The sequence below is a fragment of the Pseudomonas sp. CDFA 610 genome (assembly GCF_021147865.1).
Lineage (GTDB): Bacteria > Pseudomonadota > Gammaproteobacteria > Pseudomonadales > Pseudomonadaceae > Aquipseudomonas > Aquipseudomonas alliivorans.
Genome location: NZ_JAGTPM010000002.1, coordinates 362,948 through 381,447 on the forward strand (window position 1 = coordinate 362,948; position 18,500 = coordinate 381,447).

Sequence of the window (18,500 nt, forward strand, 5' to 3'; positions counted from 1 at the left end):
GAAAAAACCCGACTGCCGCCGGGTTCTTTGTCATATCTGGCGTGCGATCAACGCAATGTCGGCCCATTGAAGCCCACCAGCATCGCCAACCGCTCGGCAATGCTGGTGCCGAGCTTCTTGGAGAAGCGGTCGAAAGGCGACTCTTCAACAGTGTAATCAACCATATCCTTCTCGCCGATCACCTCACGCGCCACATAAGCAGCACTGCCCAGACCATCCACCAGACCCAGCGGGACCGCCTGCTCGCCGGTCCAGACCAGACCGGAAAACAGCTCCGGGTGATCCTTGTCTTTCAGACGCTCGCCACGACCCTGCTTGACGCTGGCAATGAACTGCCGGTGCGTCGTATCCAGCACGCCTTGCCAGAACTGGGTTTCGTCCGCCTTTTGAGGCTGAAACGGATCAAGGAACGCCTTGTGCTCGCCAGACGTGTAGGTCCGACGATCGACACCCAGCTTTTCCATGACACCGACGAATCCGAAACCGGCCGCCGTGACACCGATGGAGCCGACCAGACTGGCCTTGTCGGCGTAGATCTGGTCGGCAGCGCTGGCGATGTAATAGGCACCCGAGGCACCCAGATCACTGATTACCGCATAGACCTTGATGTCAGGCTTCTGCGCTCGCAGACGACGAATCTCGTCATAGACATAACCGGACTGCACCGGACTGCCGCCCGGGCTGTTGATATTCAGGATGACACCCTTGGTCTTGGTATCCTCGAACGCGGCACGCAACCCGGTAATGATGTTATCGGCGCTTGCAGGTTCCTTGTCGGCAATCACGCCCTGCACATCGACCACCGCCGTGTGACTGGAGCGCCGTGACGCACCGCCACTCAGGTCCAGCATCGGTACGATCAGCACCGTAAACAGCACCACAAAGGTCAGCAACTTGAAAAAGATTCCCCAGCGACGGGCGCGCCGTTGCTCCTGGACACTGGCCAGCAGGGTCTTCTCCAGCAACTTCCAGCTTTTCGCCTCTTCCCTTTCATCAACAGGCCCATCCGCCCTCTGGGAGGCAGGCGCTTTCCATTCGTCAGACATGCTCAACTTGCTCCGGAACGATGATTAAACGCTGCGCCGATTCAACCAGGGGCGCAGTTCGGAAAAATGCTCGATGGCCAGACGAGGCTCATACGCAAGCAGGGAGTCCAGCGATTGAGCGCCATAGCCTACCGCCACAGAGTCCATACCCGCATTGCGGGCCATCTGCAGATCGAAAGACGAATCCCCGATCATGAGCGAGCGCTCGGGCGCAACGTCACAATGCGCCATGATCTCGTGCAGCATCAGCGGATCAGGCTTGCTGGCCGTTTCATCGGCAGCCCGGGTGATATCGAAAAAATCCAGCCAGCCATTGGCCTCAAGCACGCGATTCAGCCCGCGACGGGCCTTGCCCGTGGCGACTGCAAGGCGGTAACCCTCATCACGGAACGCCTGAATGGACTCCGAAACACCTTCGAACAACCGGGAAGGGACACTATCCATCGCCATATAGCGGTCAGCGTAGCGCTGACGGAAGTCGATCAGGTCGCTCGCCGTGATGGATGGATAGAGCGTACGGATGGCCTCGGGCAAACCCAGGCCGATGATGCCTTTGATCGCCTCATCATCGCGCACTTCCATCGCACCTCCGATCGCCGCACCACGCATTGATTCAACAATGCGTCCGATAGAATCCGCCAGCGTGCCATCCCAGTCGAAAATCAGCAGATCATAATGGCGCACTCAAACGCTCCACTGTCTTGGCCCACATTTCGTCTACCGGTGCCTGCAAGGTAAGCTTGCCGCCGTCCGGCATCGGTACAGTCAGCATGTAAGCGTGTAGAAACAGACGCTTGCCGCCCAGATCGCGGATTTCACGACTGAAATCCTCGTCGCCGTATTTGGTATCACCGGCAATCGCGTGCCCGGCGTGCAGCGTGTGAACGCGAATCTGATGGGTGCGGCCGGTCACCGGCTTGGCCTCGACCATCGTGGCGAAATCACCAAAGCGGCGCAGCACCTTGAAAATCGTCAGCGCCTCCTTGCCCTCCTCGTTGACCTCGACCATACGCTCGCCGGAACGCAGATTGCTCTTGAGCAAAGGCGCGCGTACCTGCTTGATGGAAGTTGCCCAGTGGCCACGCACCAACGCCATATAGCGTTTGTCCACACCGTCGCCGCGCAGGGCTTCGTGCAGGTGGCGCAACATGCTGCGCTTCTTGGCGATCATCAACAGACCGGAAGTGTCACGATCCAGACGGTGGACCAGCTCGAGCTCCTTGGCGTCCGGGCGCAACTGGCGGAACGCCTCGATCACGCCGAAACTCAGACCACTGCCACCATGCACAGCGATACCGGCCGGTTTGTTAAGCACGATCAGCGCCTTGTCCTCATAGACAATGGCCGCCTCCAGACGCTGCAGCAGCGCCTGCGCAACAGGTACGGGCTCGTCGCGCTCAGGCACGCGCACAGGGGGAATGCGAACGATGTCTCCTGCCTGCAACTTGTACTCGGGCTTGATCCGCCCCTTGTTCACACGCACTTCGCCTTTGCGCAAAATGCGGTAAATCAAGGTCTTGGGCACACCCTTGAGATAAGTGATCAGAAAATTATCGATGCGTTGACCGGCAAGTTCCGGCGCAACCTCTACCAGCTGGACGCCGGGGGTTGGAGGGGCAATATTTGTCATGGCGCAAATCATAACAATTTTTTATGGATTTGAAGCACTTAATGATTGCTGCTATAGTCGCGAACGCCGCCAAAAGCGGCCGGACAGCGGATCAACGGTTGACAACCGACCCTGACCAACGCAATTCAAGAGGACGTGAGGCCGTCCTACGGGGCTTTCGGTGACAACGCAGCATGCTGGAAACGTAACAAGCGCGGGTGACATGAGGCCGGAAACACGCCAGATCGCTGAGCAGACAGCTCGCCTTCAGTGCGAATAATTCACGGCCAGTTCACAAGGTGCAGTCGCTTCCAGACGCTACGAGCGAATGCTTCGGGAACAACGCCTAAAGCCATGATGCGCGACCTTCCCTATCGAAGATCGCGGTAAATGCCAACCCGCTGCGGATTCTGCGCGCGGCAGCACCCGAATTATCAGGGATACGTGTAGGGTGGAGACGCACAACCATCGGACTGTGTAGCAAAAGGCTTGTTCTAGACGCTTCATCTCGTCCGCTACCGATGGTCGATTCCTCCTCCTGACAAAGCTTTTGCTGAAAGGGTGTCCTAGGTCACCACAGCAAGCAGGAAACGTCGTCGCGACGCCCTGCCCCATTCCGGGCAGGAAAATCGCTAGACACTGGAGTGTCCAACCACTCTTGACGTGCCCTGACACCGACCGTGAGAAGTCGTGTGTGCCGAACGCCGTTTCCGGCAGCCCGGAAACCGACGGTACTACATGAAAAGAATGCTGATTAACGCAACTCAACCCGAAGAGTTGCGTGTTGCACTGGTAGACGGCCAGCGTCTCTACGACCTGGACATCGAATCAGGTGCACGCGAGCAGAAGAAGGCCAATATCTATAAAGGCCGGATCACTCGCATCGAACCCAGCCTCGAGGCTGCCTTTGTCGATTTCGGCTCTGAGCGCCACGGGTTCCTGCCCCTCAAGGAAATCTCCCGCGAGTACTTCAAGAAAGCCCCTGAAGGCCGCGTCAACATCAAGGACGTCCTGAGCGAAGGCCAGGAAGTCATCGTCCAGGTCGAGAAAGAAGAACGTGGCAACAAGGGCGCAGCCCTGACCACCTTCATCAGCCTGGCGGGCCGTTATCTGGTCCTGATGCCAAACAACCCGCGTGCCGGTGGCATTTCGCGTCGTATCGAAGGTGAAGAGCGCAACGAGCTGCGTGAAGCACTCAACGGCCTGATCGCCCCTGCCGACATGGGCCTGATCGTTCGTACCGCAGGTCTGGGTCGCAGCAGCGAAGAGATGCAGTGGGACCTCGACTACCTGTTGCAGTTGTGGACTGCCATCAAGGAAGCGTCACTGGATCGCTCCGCGCCGTTCCTGATCTATCAGGAAAGCAACGTAATCATCCGCGCCATCCGCGACTACCTGCGCCAGGATATCGGTGAAGTCCTCATCGACAGCGTCGAAGCCCAGGAAGAAGCCCTGACGTTCATCCGTCAGGTGATGCCGCAGTACGCCAGCAAGATCAAGCTGTACGAAGACAGCGTTCCGCTGTTCAACCGCTTCCAGATCGAAAGCCAGATCGAGACCGCTTTCCAGCGCGTCGTCGAACTGCCTTCCGGCGGCTCCATCGTCATCGATCCGACCGAAGCCCTGGTGTCCATCGACATCAACTCGGCACGCGCTACCAAAGGCAGCGACATCGAAGAAACCGCCCTGCAGACCAACCTTGAAGCGGCTGAAGAAATCGCCCGTCAATTGCGTCTGCGTGACATCGGCGGTCTGATCGTTATCGACTTCATCGACATGACCCCGGCCAAGAACCAGCGCGCCGTGGAAGAAAAGGTCCGTGAAAGCCTGGAAGCCGACCGCGCCCGCGTTCAGGTTGGCCGCATCTCGCGTTTCGGCCTTCTGGAAATGTCCCGTCAGCGCCTGCGCCCGTCGCTCGGCGAAAGCAGCGGCATCGTCTGCCCGCGCTGCAACGGCACCGGCATCATCCGTGATGTAGAGTCGCTCTCGCTGGCCATCCTGCGCCTGATCGAAGAAGAAGCCCTGAAGGACCGTACTGCCGAAGTACGCGCCCAGGTGCCGATCCCGGTGGCAGCGTTCCTGCTCAACGAGAAGCGCAACTCGATCACCAAGATCGAACTGCGTACCCGTGCACGCATCATCATTCTGCCGAACGATCATCTCGAAACGCCGCACTTCGAAGTTCAGCGCCTGCGTGATGACAGCCCGGAAGCCCACAACAACCAGTCCAGCTACGAGATCGCTGCTGCCGCTGCCGAAGTGGAAGAAATTGCCCCGCTGGCCGCTGCGACGCGCACCTTGGTTCGTCAGGAAGCGGCCGTCAAGACGGCTCCAGCCCGCGCCAATGCCCCGGTTCCTGTAGAGGCCGCTCCAGCAGCGCCAGCTCCGACCCTTCCGGAGCCAAGCCTGTTCAAGGGTCTGGTGAAATCCCTGGTCAGCCTGTTCGCGACCAAGGAAGAGCCCGTCGCACCGGTTGTGGTCGAAAAACCGGCCACCACCGAACGCCCTGCCCGCAACGAAGAGCGTCGCAACGGTCGCCAACAGAGCCGTGGTCGCAACAATCGTCGCGACGAAGAGCGCAAGCCTCGTGAAGAACGTGCACCACGTGAGGAGCGTGCAGAACGCGCACCGCGCGAAGAGCGAGCGCCACGTGAAGAACGTGCTCCACGCGAAGAACGCGCACCTCGTGAAGAGCGCGCACCTCGTGAAGCACGCGACGATACAGCACCGACTACAACCGCCCGCGAAGAGCGTCCGGCACGTACTTCCCGTGAACGCAAGCCTCGTGAGGGTCGCGAAGAACGTCCTGTCCGTGAGCTGCGTGAGCCACTGGATGCAGCACCGGCTGTGAACATTGCCCGTGAAGAGCGTCCCGAGCGTGCACCACGTGAAGAACGCCAGCCGCGCGCACCGCGTGAAGAGCGTCAGCCACGTACCGAGCAGGCCCCTGTCGAGGCCAGCGAAGAAGAAGTGCTGCTGAACGAAGAACAGGCTCACGATGACAATCAGGACAGCAACGAAGGCGAACGCCCTCGTCGTCGCTCCCGTGGCCAGCGTCGCCGCAGCAACCGTCGTGAGCGTCAACGTGATGCCAACGGCAATGTGATCGAAGGCTCGGAAGAGAACGGCAACGAAGAAGAGCAAGGCTCTGATGCCGCTGCCGGTCTGGCCGTTACCGCAGCCGTTGCAAGCACGGTAATCAGCGCACCAGCCGAGGCTCAGGCCCATGAGCAGGCCGAGCGCGCCAACAGCACCGTCGAAGCACCTGTAACTGACGCTGCAGAGCCAGCACCTGCTGTCGAAGCGCCAGCTGCTGAAGCTGCCAGTGTTGAAACGACCGTTGTTGAAGCCCCGGCCGAGCAAGCACCGGTCGCTGCCGAGCCAACCGTTGAACGGCCTGCTGTCGAAGCTCCGGTTGCCGACGAAACACCGAAGTCCGAGGCAGCACCTGAAGTCGAGGTTCAGCCAGCAGTGACCGAAGCGCCGGCGATCGCCGCGCAGACCGAACTGTTCGAAGCGCCTCACGCGGAACGCGTAGTGCCGTTCACGCCAACGCCGGAACCAACGCCAGAGCCACAGGCTCCGGTCGAGGCCAAGGCCCTGGAAGAAGTGACAGCCTCTGAATCCGCGGAGCTGCCGACACCTGCACCCGCCCCTGTTGCAGAGCCTGCGTTCGTGAAGGAGGAGCCTGCTCCATACTTCGCACCACAAGCTCCGGCAGCGGAAGAAGCACCGGCTGTGCAGGACGCTCAGGAGCCGACCGCTGTTGAAGCACCCGCACTGCCGGTCAGCAGCACGGGTCGCGCGCCGAACGATCCTCGTGAGGTTCGTCGCCGCAAGCGCGAAGAAGAAGCCCGCCGTCAGAAAGAGGCCGAACAGGCTGCTTCTGCGGCACCGGCTGCTTCGGAGCCTGCACCTGTTGTTACTGAAGCGGAATCGGTCCAGCCTGCGCTGACCACCGATGAAAACGCCGAGCAGCAACACGCCGAGAAAGAAACCGAGCCTAAACCCCTCGCTTAAACCCGGCCCATGAAAAAGCCCCGCCTGTGTAAACAGGCGGGGCTTTTTTATACATGCGATTTGAGCGGATCAGTGATGGACGCGATCAATTGCTGACTTCGAAAACGACGCTCAGTACAGATTTGGCTCCATCTCCAGCTCGACATCGAACCGCTCTGCAATGTCGGCCTGGATGCGACGTGCCAGACTCAGCAGCTGCAGACCAGTGGCTTGTCCATAGTTGACCAGCACCAGCGACTGGAGCGTATGCACGCCAGCATCGCCCTCACGAAAGCCCTTCCACCCCGCCTGCTCGATCAACCAGCCGGCAGCCAGCTTCACTCGGGTATCGGCTTGTGGATAACCGACCACGCCCGGATGCTCATGCCTGATCGCGGCGAAGGATTCGGCAGACACAACCGGGTTCTTGAAGAAACTGCCTGCATTGCCCAGTACCGCAGGGTCCGGCAGTTTTTCACTGCGGATCGAGCAGATCGCCCGGCTGACATCAAAAGGTGTCGGCTGCCTGACACCCAGCTCCTCCAGACGCTGACGAACCGGACCGTACTCAAGGTGCAGTTTCGATTCCCAGGTGAGCCTGAAGCGTACCCGCAGGATCAGCCAGCGACCCACCTCATGCTTGAACACGCTGTCGCGGTAGCCAAATGCACAGTCCTCCAGCGAGAATTCACGCAATTGGCCGGTTTCCCGATCCAGCGCGGTCAGGCCATGAAACACGTCCTTGATCTCGACACCATAGGCACCGATGTTTTGCATCGGCGCTGCGCCGACCGTACCCGGAATCAGGCTGAGATTTTCAAGCCCGCAAAGCCCCATCCTGAGGCTGGCCTGAACGAAGGGGTGCCACGGCTCCCCTGCCTCCGCCTCGACAATAGCTTCTTCACAGTCCTCGCGCACGATGCGGATACCGCGGCTGGCCATACGCAACACCAATGCCGGTATGTCACCGCTGAGCAGCAGGTTACTGCCGCCACCCACGACCAGCAGTGGCACATCATGCTCGGCCGAATAGGCAAGAGCCTCCCGAACATCATCGTCGCTGTGGGCCTCGGCAAACAGTTTCGCCTCAACATCCACGCCGAAGGTGTTGAAGGGTTTGAGTGAAACGGCGGGCTGTACCTGTAAGGTCACTGGGATGCTTTCCCGAACGGCTGAAGAACCGGCATCAAACCTCCAGCAAGCGCCTTACGCGCTCAAGGTCTTCGGGGGTATCGACACCGGCGGGCAAGGCCTCAAGAGCATCGGCCACGTGAATACGCACGCCATTCCACAACGCTCGCAATTGCTCGAGGTTTTCAGTGTTTTCAAGCTGGCACGGCCCCCAACTGACGAAGTCGTGCAGAAAGCCGGCTCGATAGGCGTAGATACCGATATGACGGCGATAAGGCACGCCTGCAGGCAGCTCGTCGCGGTTGACTGCCAGTGCGTCACGCGCCCACGGCAATGGAGCGCGACTGAAGGTCAGCGCCAGACCATTGATGTCCGAGGAAACCTTGACCACGTTCGGGTTGAACAGCGCTGCCACGTCGTCGATGGGCTCGGCCAGAGTCGAGATACCGGCTTCAGGATGCGCGGCAAGGTTGCTGGCCACCTGATCGATAACCGCTGGCGGAATCATTGGCTCATCGCCCTGAACATTCACCACAATGGCATCAGCCGCCAGACCCAGTTGTGTGGCGACTTCAGCAAGGCGGTCAGTGCCGGAATTGTGGTCGTCACGGGTCATCAGAACTTCAGCGCCGAACGCCTGACAAGCTTCAAAGATCCGTGCGTCGTCGGTGGCAACCACCACTCGCTGCGCATTGCTCTTGCGCGCCTGTTCCCAGACAAGCTGGACCATCGGCTTGCCCGCGATAACTTTCAGCGGCTTGCCCGGAAAACGGCTGGACCCGTAACGCGCAGGAATCACTACAGTGAAATCGGTGGTCATTTTTCCAGGCGCTCATCAGCAGTCAGTGTGCGCGCTTCGCTTTCAAGCATCACCGGAATGCCGTCGCGAACCGGATAGGCCAGACCTGCGCCCTTGCTGATCAGTTCGGTCTTGTCCGCACTGAGCTTCAACGGACCCTTGCAGATCGGGCAGGCAAGGATATCGAGTAATTTGGTGTCCATAGGAGATCCTGAAGCAATCATGGGGAAAGACGTGACAGCTGCTTATCGAACCAACTGACAAACGCGTCGGAAGGCACCGCATCCACCGCCAGGTACCACCAGTCATCTGCCGCGAAAACACGGCATTTCACCGCATCCTTCTCGGTCATGACCAGCGGTAGCGATGGTGTGAAAGTCAGCGCCTGTACGCTATAGACAGCGTGGTCAGCGAATGGGTGCTGCACAGGCTGCCAGTGTAATCCTTCGAGGGTCTTGAAGAAACGTTGTGGATTGCCGATTCCGGCAACAGCGTGCACGGCCTGACCGGCTGGAAAGTGATCAACCGGTCGACGTTCGCCGCTGCGCAGGTTGATCAATGCGGCAGGCTTGAGCGTGAAAGCATAGCCATCCTCGCGATCTGCCTCGGCGCCGTTGTAAAGCACTGCGTCGACACTGTTCAGCCGTTCGGCAGGCTCGCGCAACGGTCCGGCCGGTAGACAGCGACGATTGCCCAGGCCGCGTGCGGCATCAATCAGCACCAGTTCCAGATCACGGGCCAGTCGGTAGTGCTGCAAGCCGTCGTCAGAAAGAATCAGATCCAGCGGTTCGGCAGCGAGCAATGCCTGAACGGCGCGGCTGCGGTCTGGGTCGATCACCAGCGGAACACCGCAACGCTGCACGATCAGCAGCGGCTCGTCACCGACTTCACTGGCGTTATGCCCGGGCAGGACGCGCCAGGGCAGGCTTGGCGGTTTGGCACCGTAACCACGACTGACCACGCCGACCCGCAGGCCTCGCTGCTGACAGTGCCTGATCATCCAGAGAATGAGCGGCGTCTTGCCGGTGCCTCCGACCGTAATGTTTCCGACCACAATGACCGGCACCGGTGCGCGGTAGATATCGCCCTCGCCCGCGACAAAGCGCGCGCGCTTGCCGCCCACTACACGGCGATAAAGGCTTTCGAGAGGACGCAGCAGCGCCAGCGCAGGATGGCCGTTGTACCAGGCGTCAAGCAAACGGTCAGTGAATGCCATCAGTTAGCCTGTGTGGCCTCGACGGTGGTCATGCGCAAGTGACTGAAACCCAGTTTACCGGCAGCATCCATTGCGGTGATGACCGACTGATGCGGGGTCTTGCCATCGGCGCTGATGGAAAGCGGCAGGCTGGTGTCGCCGGCGGATTCACGTTGCAGCGCCTCGATCAGGGTGGCCAGATCGTTTTTCGGCAACAGCTGGTTATTCAGGGAAAAAATTCCGTCGGCATTGATCGCAATGTCCAGATGCTTGGCGCTCGCGTCCACTTCAGGTGTACCGGTGACCGCCTGCGGAAGATCGACCCGCAGCTGGGTTTCACGGGTAAAGGTGGTGGTCACGATAAAGAACAGCAGCAGGATGAACACCACATCGATCAACGAAACGAGGTTGATGTCGATGTTCTCCCGCGGTCTGCGGCGACGAAACTTCACTTCTTCTTGCTCCCGCCTGCCTTGGCCAGGGATTTGAGGTCAACCTTGGCGTCGATCAGATCGACGTCACGGTCACCCTGCACCACCTCGACCAGACGAATGGCCTGCTGCTCCATGCCGACCACCAATTCGTCAACGCGGCTTTGCAGAAAACGGTGAAAGAAGATCGCCGGAATGGCTACGATGAGGCCCGACGCCGTACAGATCAGGGCCTTGGAAATACCGCCTGCGAGAACGCCCGCGTTGGCCGTGGCCCCCGAGCTGTTGAACGAGCCGAAGATATCGATCATGCCCAGCACAGTGCCCAGCAGCCCCAGCAGCGGCGCCATGGCGGCAATCGAGCCCAGCGCACTCAGGTAACGCTCCAGCTCATGGATGACCCGCGCTGCGGCTTCCTCGATGCACTCTTTCATGATCTCGCGACCATGCCTGGAGTTGGCCAGGCCTGCCGCGAGGATTTCACCCAGAGGCGAATCGGCACGCAGCTGCTTGAGCTTCTCTTTATCGAGTTTCTGATCCTGAATCCACTGCCAGACCTGACCCAGCAGGTGCGGCGGCGTGATACGGCTGGCGCGCAGCGTCCAGAGCCGTTCGATGATAATGCCGGCAGCGGCGATGGAACTCAAAATGATCGGCAACATCATCCAGCCGCCCGATTTGACCAGTTCCCACACAGTGACCACTCCCTTGAAAAATTGGCGCCACTCTATCATAGGGTCGCCGGTTGCCGTCGATATCCGTGGATTCAGTCGCGCCAGAAACGACGCTGCGCACGCTGTGCCTCAGGGCTGCCGTAAGTACCCAGGTACAGGCGGATAGCACCCAGCTCTGCACTGTCGTAGCTGGCGATACCGTTCCATCCATAGCGCGCCATGACCAGCGGGTGCGGGTGACCAAAAGCATTATTGCGTCCACGCGAGATCAGGACGCCCGTCGGTGTGACGGCTTTCAGAAACAGTTTCGAGGAAGAAGACCGGCTGCCGTGATGCGGCGCCTGCAGCCAACGAGCGCGCAGATCGAATCCGCTGTCGATGGCCGCCTGCTCGGCTTCGGCATCGACATCGCCGGTCAGCAACAATCGCTCGCCACCGGCGTCGACACTCAGCATGCAGGACCCTGCATTGCCTTCAGGTGCCTGATCCCAGATCCAGGTCGAAAACACCACACCGTCCCATTCCCATTGCTCACCGCTCTCACAGCGGCGCGCACCCAATGAAGGCGCGAGACGCTCGATATCACCGCCCAGCACCCGCGAAACCGGAAACGCTTTGTGGACCGCCAGTGCGCCTCCGGCATGATCCGAATCGGCGTGACTGAGCAGCATCATGTCCAGATGCCGCACCCCACTCTTGCGAATGGCGGGCACAACCACCCGCTGACCTATATCGAACTCGCCGAAACGCGGCCCGGTGTCGTACAGCAACGTGTGGTGACGCGTGCGCAGCAAAATCGACAGCCCCTGCCCGACATCCAGCTGCAGAACGTCAACCTGTCCGACAGGCACAGATTTGAGGGGTGGAAACACGCATAGCAACAATAGCGGCCAGCCCAGAGGCCGCATCGGCACACCTCTGGGCAGCAGGAGTAGCAACGCGCCGAGCAGGCTCAAGGCCAGAGCCCAGGCCGGTGTGGTGCTGGGCAGCCAGGCAGGTATACGCTCGGCCATCCAGCCCAGAAACACGAACAGCCATTCCAGCGCCCCGCCAGCCAGCCACAACAGGCCCTCGCCCAGCATCGGAACGGGTAGCAACAGCGTGCCCATCAATGCCGCAGGCAGCACGACGACACTGACCCAGGGCACAGCCAGCAGGTTGGCGAGTGGGCCGCTGATACTGATCGGCAGGTTCAACATCATCAGGATCGGCAGCAGACCGACCGCGATCAGCCACTGGGCCCTCGTCCAGCTCTGCATCCAGCCCCAGGCACCGAGGCGACCGCTGAAGATCAGGATCAGAATCCCCACCGCCGCGAACGACAGCCAGAAGCCCGGTTGCAGACTCACCAGCGGTTCGAACACCAGCACGGCATTGAGCGACAGCAGTAACGGCCAGGTCATGCCCAGATGCCGAAAGCGCAAACGCCAGAGCAGAACCAGGCCCACCATTACACAGGCACGGCGCACCGGCACGTCGAACCCGGCCAGCAACCCATAACCCAGCGCGGAAGCGAACGCCAGACCACACGCCCAAGGCAGCCACGGCAGTGGTCGCGGCCATAGTCCCCAGCGTGCCAGCAGGCTCACCAGCGCATAAATCACGCCGGCCAGCAGACTGATGTGCTGACCGGAGATCACCAGTAAATGCACCGTGCCGGTGTCCTGCAGCACTTGCCAGTCAGTGGTCGACAAGCCAGACCCATCGCCCAACACCAGCGCCGCCAGCCCGCCTTCGCGTCCTTGCGCGTCGACGGCCAGCAGGCGCTGACGAATGGCATCGCGCCAGGCGGCGCGGGCCGGTGCCTGCAATTGACCGTCCACCACCGTACCGGTCGCGCCGATACGCTGAGCCAATAACCAGGCTTCATAATCAAACGCTTCAGGATTGACCAGCCCGCCCGGACGCTTGAGCTTCACCGCCAGTCGCCAGCGCTCACCGCTACGCACCTCAGGACCGCCGTACCAGGCGATGCGCATCAGCCTGGGCAGCTTCGCCCGACGTGATAGGCCATCCGCAAGTTCGAAACGCACAACGCCTTCGGCGCTACTCGGCAACCCGACCACTTTGCCTTGCAGCCACAGCGTCTGACCGTCGAGCCGGGGCAGCAACCGGTCATCCAGTGCCATCTGCGCCGAGACGCAAGCCCAAGTGAAGCCGAACAGAAAGAATGCCAGCGGATAGGTGCGAAACGGCAGCAGCATCAACCCCACGACAGGCATCAACAGCAACAGCCAGGTACCGGGCAAGGCAGGCAGAAAACGTAGGGCCAACAGGCCAAGCGCAAGCGCGATCATCCCTGTGCGCATGGGGAGTACTCGAAGCGGAAAGCTTCAAGGATGGGCGCAAGCGAAGAAGTGTGGGCTGGAGGTGTATTTCAGAATTTGAAAAGGCAGTCTTGCGGACTCATCAGCCCGCCGTGTGGCGGGCCAATGTCGGAAATGTTACTGACGCATACCACGCCCACTCACCAGCAACCGTGCGCAACCGAAATACAGCACGAACGTGGCGACGATCATGAACGCCAGGGCGATGCTGATCTTGATGTCGGAAACACCCAGAATGCCGTAGCGAAAAGCGTTGACCATGTGCAGGACCGGGTTGGCCAGCGACACGGTCTGCCAGAAAGGCGGCAACAGGTTGATTGAGTAGAACACGCCACCGAGGTAGGTCAACGGGGTCAGCACAAAGGTCGGGATAATCGAGATATCGTCGAAGTTGCGTGCGAAAACGGCGTTGATGAAACCCAGTAGCGAGAAGATCGTTGCGGTCAGTACGACAACCACGATGGTCACGCCAAGGTGATGGACCTGTAAGTCGGTGAAGAACATCGACAGCATGGTCACAATGAAGCCAACCATCAGGCCGCGCAGCACGCCGCCCAGTGTATAGCCCACCAGAATAGTGTGCGGTGATACAGGCGACACCATCAGTTCTTCGATCGAGTGCTGGAACTTGGCACCGAAGAAGCTCGAGACCACGTTGCCATAGGAGTTGGTGATCACCGACATCATGATCAGTCCCGGCACGATGTACTGCATGTAGGTGAAGCCGCCCATGTCACCAATCTGGCGACCGATCAGGTTACCGAAGATGACAAAGTACAGGACCATGGTGATCGCAGGCGGCAGCAGGGTCTGCGGCCAGATGCGCATGAAACGATGGACTTCACGAAAAACGATGGTTTTGAGGGCGACCAGATTGGGGCGCAGCTCGCCAGTCTCGGCAGTCATAGCGCCACCTTCGCCAGGTTTTTTTCCACTAGGGACACGAACAACTCCTCAAGGCGATTGGATTTATTGCGCAGGCTCAGCACTTCTATATTTTGTGCAGCCAGTTGGCTGAACAGCGCGGTGATGCCCACGTTCTTGTCGACCTGCACTTCCAGCGTATGGCTATCAAGCAGACGGCTGGGGAAACCGGGCAGTTGCGGCGCGCTCTGCCAGTTCGCCTTGAGGTCGAGCAGGAACGTCTCGACGGTCAGGGTGCTGAGCAGTTGCTTCATGCTGGTGTTCTGCACAATCGTGCCGTGATCGATGATGCCTATGTTGCGGCACAACTGCTCGGCCTCTTCCAGATAGTGCGTGGTCAGAATGATGGTGATGCCCTTGCGGTTCAGTTCGGTCAGGAACGTCCACATGGAACGGCGCAATTCGATGTCCACACCTGCGGTCGGCTCGTCGAGAATCAGCAGGCGCGGCTCGTGAATCAGCGCACGGGCGATCATCAGACGACGCTTCATGCCACCGGACAGCGAACGGGAAGGCACGTCGCGCTTGTCCCAGAGGCCCAGTTGGGTCAGGTACTGTTCGGCGCGTTCCTTCGCGATCTTCGCCGGAATGCCGTAGTAACCGGCCTGGGTAACGACGATGTCGAAGGTTTTCTCGAACTGATTGAAGTTGAATTCCTGCGGCACGACACCGATGGAGCGTTTGAGCGCAGCAGGCTCGCGGTCCAGGTCATGGCCGAAGATTTTCACCGTACCGCTGGTCTTGTTGACCAGCGTCGAGATGATGCCGATCGTGGTGGATTTGCCTGCGCCGTTGGGGCCGAGCAAGGCGAAGAAATCACCTTCGGCGACGTCCAGGTCGATACCACTCAGGGCCTGGAAACCGTTGCCGTAGGTTTTGGTTAGCTGCCGGATGGACAGAGCAGAAGACATATCGGGAAAAGTACCAAATCAGAATAGAAAGAATGGGGTGGGCTGAAAGCCGCTGTGCGCGTCACTGACACCCGATCACGCAATGGTGCTTGGCCGGGTCGTTCAAGTACAGACACATTTGTTAATAGTAAATATCGAAGCGCCATGAAAAGCTGGCGATCAGGTCAACGGACTCATCACCGCCCTGCGGTACGCTGGACGCGTCTTGAGGCGTTCATACCAGGCTTGGAGGTGAGGCAGCGGCGGACGTTCAATCGGCATTTCAAACCAGGCGTAGGCAAAACAGCCCAGCGGAATGTCGCCCATGCCGAACGCCTCACCCGACAGGTAGGGCTGGCGGGACAAGGCCTCGTCTGCGACCAGCAACAGGCTGTGCAGGTGAGTGATGCCTTCGTTGATGGCGTTCCAGTCCTGCTTGTCAGCCGACGTGCGCAACACGCCCCAGAATACCGGGATAAAGGGCGTCGCAATGGTTGAAGTGGTCCAGTCCATCCATTTGTCCGCTTGCGCTCTGGTTTGCAGATCGGAGGGGTACAGGTCGGAATCCGGCGCGTGACGGGCTGCAAGGTAACGCACGATGGCATTGGATTCCCAGAGCACGAAATCGCCGTCTTCAATCATGGGAATACGGCCGTTGGGGTTCTTGCTGCGATATGCCGCCTCGTTGACCAGCCCGAACGCGCCGCCGGCATCCCGGGTTTCGTAAGGAACCCCGACTTCCTCGGCAATCCAGAGCGCTTTGCGCACATTGCTTGAATTCTTCCGTCCCCATATCGTGAGCATTGCGTTCCCCTCGCAGTGGCTGTGAAAAACTGACTACTCAGTCTACCCGATCCGCCGGCAACTTCCTTGTCGGGACAGGGTCACTATCGATGTCGCCCCACCACTGCCTGGCGACCAGTTCTTGATCGCTGCCAGAGCGGCGTTCATCACGGAGGAATACGTATGCTGCTGTTGTGGATTGTTGTGCTGGTCGTGGGCATTGCCTGGCTGGCCCATCGACGTACCGACCCGCTCCCTGCACTGGGCGTAGTCGCGGTCTACCTGCTGGCGATGGGCATTTTCAGCCATGCACCGGGCTGGCTGTTGACGATTTTCTGGATATTGTGGCTGGCGATCTTCATACCGATGATCCTGCCTGACCTGCGCCGCAAACATTTCACGGCGCCGATGTTCAATTGGTTCAGGAAAGTCCTGCCACCGATGTCCGAGACCGAGCGTGACGCCATCGATGCCGGGACTGTGTGGTGGGACGGTGAGCTGTTCAGCGGACGTCCCGACTGGGACAAATTGCTTGCCTATCCGAAAGTGCAACTGACCGAAGAAGAACAGGCATTTATCAACGGCCCGACCGAAGCGTTGTGTGCCATGGTCAGTGACTGGGAAATCGGGCAGGCCATGGACCTTCCGCCGCAAGCCTGGGAGCACATCAAGCAGCACGGCTTCTTCGCGTTGATTATCCCTAAAGAATTCGGCGGCAAGGGTTTCTCGGCTTACGCCCATTCGCAGATCGCCATGAAGCTGGCGACTCGCAGCGGTGACCTGGCCTCGACCGTGATGGTCCCCAACTCCCTCGGTCCTGCGGAACTGTTGCTTCATTACGGCACCGACGAACAGCGCAACCACTACCTGCCCCGTCTGGCGCGTGGCGACGACATCCCTTGCTTCGCACTGACCGGCCCGCTGGCGGGCTCCGATGCTGGCGCGATGCCGGACACCGGTATTATCTGCAAGGGCGACTGGCAAGGCGAAGAAGTGATTGGCCTGCGTCTGACCTGGGAAAAGCGCTACATCACACTGGGTCCGGTTGCCACGCTGCTCGGTCTCGCGTTCAAGGCCTACGACCCTGAGCACCTGTTGGGCGAGGAAGAAGACCTGGGCATCAGCCTGGCGCTGATTCCGACTGACACACCGGGCGTCGAGATCGGTCGTCGTCACGTGCCACTGGGCGCTGCGTTCATGAACGGCCCCAACTCCGGCAAGGACGTGTTCATCCCGCTGAGCTATCTGATTGGTGGTCAGCCCATGCTGGGCAAGGGCTGGATGATGCTGATGAACTGCCTGTCGGTGGGTCGCTCGATCTCGCTACCCGCTGTGGGCACCGGCGCGGCCAAATACACCAGCCTGGTGACAGGTCAGTACGCCAAGGTGCGCGAGCAGTTCAACGTGCCGCTGTCGGCATTCGAAGGTATTCAGGAAGCGCTCGCGCGCATCGGCGGCAATGCTTGGCTGATGGACAGTGCGCGGATGCTGACCGCCAACGCCGTGGATCTGGGCGAAAAGCCATCGGTCCTGTCGGCCATCCTCAAATACCACCTGACGGAGCGCGGCCGTGAATGCATCGGCCACGCCATGGACGTGCATGGCGGCAAGGGCATCATCATGGGCCCGAACAACTACCTGGGCCGCAACTGGCAAGGCGCTCCCATCTTCATTACGGTCGAAGGGGCAAACATTTTATCGCGTAACCTGATGATTTTCGGCCAGGGCGCGATTCGCTGCCATCCGTTCGTGCTCAAGGAAATGGCACTGGCCGGGCGCACAGACCACGACAACGCACTGATCGAGTTCGACACCCTGCTGCTCAAACATATCGGCTTTGCGGTCAGCAACGCGGCGAGCACGTTGGTCCTGAACCTGGGCTTTGGGCATTTCGAGCGTGCGCCGGGCGACAGCCTGAGCCAAGGCTACTTCAGAGCGCTGAATCGTCAGGCCGCGGCGTTCGCCATGCTGGCAGACCTGAGCATGATGCTGCTGGGTGGCGAACTGAAACGCCGCGAGCGCCTGTCGGCCCGTCTGGGCGACGTGCTCAGCCATCTGTATCTGGCTTCCGCGTCCCTCAAGCGTTACCACGACCTGGGTTCGCCGGATCACATGAGCCCGTTGTTCCGCTGGGCCATGGAAGAAAGCCTGGGGCATTCGGAGCGGGCGATGGATGAAATCCTCAGCAACTTCCCGAACCGCATTCTCGGCGGCCTGCTACGGGTCATCGTCTTCCCGTTCGGCCGTCGTCACAAAGGTCCGTCCGACAAGCTCGATGCCGAAGTGGCTCAAGTGCTGGGACGCGCCAAGGGCGATCCGACGCTGGAAGAGTTACTTGCAGGCTGCTACCGCCCGCAATCGGCCAAAGATCCGGTTGGCGCGCTGCAACACGCCAGCGATCTGCTAAGTGCCGCGTATCCGCTGCACAAAAAGCTCCAGGTTGCCGTCAAAGGTGGGCAGGTGCTGCCAGAAGCCGGCGAGCCACTCATCGATGCTGCGTTGCGTGTCGGGGTGCTGCAGGCTGACGAGGCGCAGACGCTGAAAAGCGCTGAAGCGGCGCGTCGCAAGGTGATCGACGTGGATGATTTCGACAAGGAAGAGCTGACGCATACAGCGGGCAAGATTCGCTGATTGACCCGACCTGACCCTCGCAGGTCAGTTGATCCACAAAACAGGCGCGCAGAGCTTTATA

The 18,500-nt window shown here is 60.1% G+C and carries 15 protein-coding genes; 2 read left to right on the forward strand and 13 right to left on the reverse strand.

The annotated features are described in order from the left end of the window. Positions 1 to 47 precede the first annotated feature (47 nt). The 3 genes from KDX39_RS04655 to rluC are packed head-to-tail and all read right to left on the reverse strand — an operon-like array spanning position 48 to position 2,676. Entirely contained in the window at positions 48 to 1,046 is a 999-nt protein-coding gene (locus KDX39_RS04655) for a S49 family peptidase (RefSeq protein ID WP_231659546.1), read from the reverse strand. A 24-nt stretch (positions 1,047 to 1,070) separates the two neighbouring features. Next, positions 1,071 to 1,730 carry an HAD-IIIA family hydrolase gene (locus tag KDX39_RS04660; RefSeq protein WP_231659547.1) on the reverse strand — a complete coding sequence of 220 codons (660 nt, stop codon included), beginning with the start codon at positions 1,728 to 1,730 and terminating at the stop codon, positions 1,071 to 1,073. Next, complete coding sequence (gene rluC, locus KDX39_RS04665; protein WP_231659548.1) at positions 1,717 to 2,676, reverse strand: 23S rRNA pseudouridine(955/2504/2580) synthase RluC; 960 nt, start codon at positions 2,674 to 2,676, stop codon at positions 1,717 to 1,719. The genes KDX39_RS04660 and rluC overlap by 14 nt, the downstream gene beginning before the upstream one ends. A gap of 726 nt (positions 2,677 to 3,402) precedes the next feature. On the opposite strand from rluC, the gene rne reads away from it, so the two are divergent. Continuing rightward, positions 3,403 to 6,675, forward strand: a complete 3,273-nt coding sequence (gene rne, locus KDX39_RS04670; protein WP_231659549.1) for a ribonuclease E — start codon at positions 3,403 to 3,405, stop codon at positions 6,673 to 6,675. Positions 6,676 to 6,786: 111 nt separating this feature from the next. Here the strand turns inward: rne and murB are convergent, their stop codons facing one another. The 10 genes from murB to KDX39_RS04720 form a co-directional block, all read right to left on the reverse strand. Beyond that, a complete protein-coding gene (murB, locus tag KDX39_RS04675; RefSeq protein WP_231659550.1) occupies positions 6,787 to 7,806 on the reverse strand; it encodes a UDP-N-acetylmuramate dehydrogenase in 1,020 nt (339 codons plus the stop codon). Between the two features lie 34 nt (positions 7,807 to 7,840). Beyond that, the gene (gene kdsB, locus KDX39_RS04680) at positions 7,841 to 8,605 is read right to left on the reverse strand and encodes a 3-deoxy-manno-octulosonate cytidylyltransferase (RefSeq protein ID WP_231659551.1); all 765 of its coding nucleotides are present in this window, start codon (positions 8,603 to 8,605) and stop codon (positions 7,841 to 7,843) included. After that, positions 8,602 to 8,787 (reverse strand): Trm112 family protein, encoded by a 186-nt coding sequence (locus tag KDX39_RS04685; RefSeq protein ID WP_004884599.1) that lies wholly within the window; start codon positions 8,785 to 8,787, stop codon positions 8,602 to 8,604. Before KDX39_RS04685 ends, kdsB begins: the two co-directional genes overlap by 4 nt. Before the next feature lie 17 nt (positions 8,788 to 8,804). Then, on the reverse strand, positions 8,805 to 9,800 hold the full coding sequence (gene lpxK, locus KDX39_RS04690) for a tetraacyldisaccharide 4'-kinase (RefSeq protein ID WP_231659552.1): 996 nt from the start codon (positions 9,798 to 9,800) through the stop codon (positions 8,805 to 8,807). Then, positions 9,800 to 10,231: an ExbD/TolR family protein gene (locus tag KDX39_RS04695; protein ID WP_004884601.1), complete on the reverse strand. Its 432-nt coding sequence runs from the start codon at positions 10,229 to 10,231 to the stop codon at positions 9,800 to 9,802. The genes lpxK and KDX39_RS04695 overlap by 1 nt, the downstream gene beginning before the upstream one ends. Further along, positions 10,228 to 10,944: a MotA/TolQ/ExbB proton channel family protein gene (locus KDX39_RS04700; RefSeq protein WP_099229986.1), complete on the reverse strand. Its 717-nt coding sequence runs from the start codon at positions 10,942 to 10,944 to the stop codon at positions 10,228 to 10,230. The genes KDX39_RS04695 and KDX39_RS04700 overlap by 4 nt, the downstream gene beginning before the upstream one ends. A gap of 32 nt (positions 10,945 to 10,976) precedes the next feature. Continuing rightward, entirely contained in the window at positions 10,977 to 13,193 is a 2,217-nt protein-coding gene (locus KDX39_RS04705; RefSeq protein ID WP_231659553.1) for a DNA internalization-related competence protein ComEC/Rec2, read from the reverse strand. Between the two features lie 135 nt (positions 13,194 to 13,328). Then, positions 13,329 to 14,117 carry an ABC transporter permease gene (locus tag KDX39_RS04710; RefSeq protein ID WP_099229982.1) on the reverse strand — a complete coding sequence of 263 codons (789 nt, stop codon included), beginning with the start codon at positions 14,115 to 14,117 and terminating at the stop codon, positions 13,329 to 13,331. Next, on the reverse strand, positions 14,114 to 15,046 hold the full coding sequence (locus KDX39_RS04715; protein ID WP_231659554.1) for an ABC transporter ATP-binding protein: 933 nt from the start codon (positions 15,044 to 15,046) through the stop codon (positions 14,114 to 14,116). The genes KDX39_RS04710 and KDX39_RS04715 overlap by 4 nt, the downstream gene beginning before the upstream one ends. 159 nt (positions 15,047 to 15,205) lie before the next feature. Further along, positions 15,206 to 15,829, reverse strand: a complete 624-nt coding sequence (locus KDX39_RS04720) for a glutathione S-transferase family protein (protein WP_231659555.1) — start codon at positions 15,827 to 15,829, stop codon at positions 15,206 to 15,208. A 162-nt stretch (positions 15,830 to 15,991) separates the two neighbouring features. Between KDX39_RS04720 and KDX39_RS04725 the strand changes: the two genes are divergently transcribed. After that, entirely contained in the window at positions 15,992 to 18,439 is a 2,448-nt protein-coding gene (locus tag KDX39_RS04725) for an acyl-CoA dehydrogenase (RefSeq protein WP_231659556.1), read from the forward strand. The last annotated feature ends 61 nt before the right edge of the window (positions 18,440 to 18,500 follow it).

Excerpts from the sequence above, each read along its gene's own strand:
- KDX39_RS04655 (WP_231659546.1), bottom strand. The coding sequence starts at position 1,046 with ATGTCTGACGAATGGAAAGCGCCTGCCTCCCAGAGGGCGGATGGGCCT.
- KDX39_RS04685 (WP_004884599.1), bottom strand. The coding sequence starts at position 8,787 with ATGGACACCAAATTACTCGATATCCTTGCCTGCCCGATCTGCAAGGGT.
- KDX39_RS04720 (WP_231659555.1), bottom strand. The coding sequence starts at position 15,829 with ATGCTCACGATATGGGGACGGAAGAATTCAAGCAATGTGCGCAAAGCG.
- KDX39_RS04710 (WP_099229982.1), bottom strand. The coding sequence starts at position 14,117 with ATGACTGCCGAGACTGGCGAGCTGCGCCCCAATCTGGTCGCCCTCAAA.
- KDX39_RS04725 (WP_231659556.1), top strand. The coding sequence starts at position 15,992 with ATGCTGCTGTTGTGGATTGTTGTGCTGGTCGTGGGCATTGCCTGGCTG.
- lpxK (WP_231659552.1), bottom strand. The coding sequence starts at position 9,800 with ATGGCATTCACTGACCGTTTGCTTGACGCCTGGTACAACGGCCATCCT.
- KDX39_RS04705 (WP_231659553.1), bottom strand. The coding sequence starts at position 13,193 with ATGCGCACAGGGATGATCGCGCTTGCGCTTGGCCTGTTGGCCCTACGT.
- KDX39_RS04715 (WP_231659554.1), bottom strand. The coding sequence starts at position 15,046 with ATGTCTTCTGCTCTGTCCATCCGGCAGCTAACCAAAACCTACGGCAAC.
- kdsB (WP_231659551.1), bottom strand. The coding sequence starts at position 8,605 with ATGACCACCGATTTCACTGTAGTGATTCCTGCGCGTTACGGGTCCAGC.
- rne (WP_231659549.1), top strand. The coding sequence starts at position 3,403 with ATGCTGATTAACGCAACTCAACCCGAAGAGTTGCGTGTTGCACTGGTA.
- rluC (WP_231659548.1), bottom strand. The coding sequence starts at position 2,676 with ATGACAAATATTGCCCCTCCAACCCCCGGCGTCCAGCTGGTAGAGGTT.
- KDX39_RS04700 (WP_099229986.1), bottom strand. The coding sequence starts at position 10,944 with ATGATAGAGTGGCGCCAATTTTTCAAGGGAGTGGTCACTGTGTGGGAA.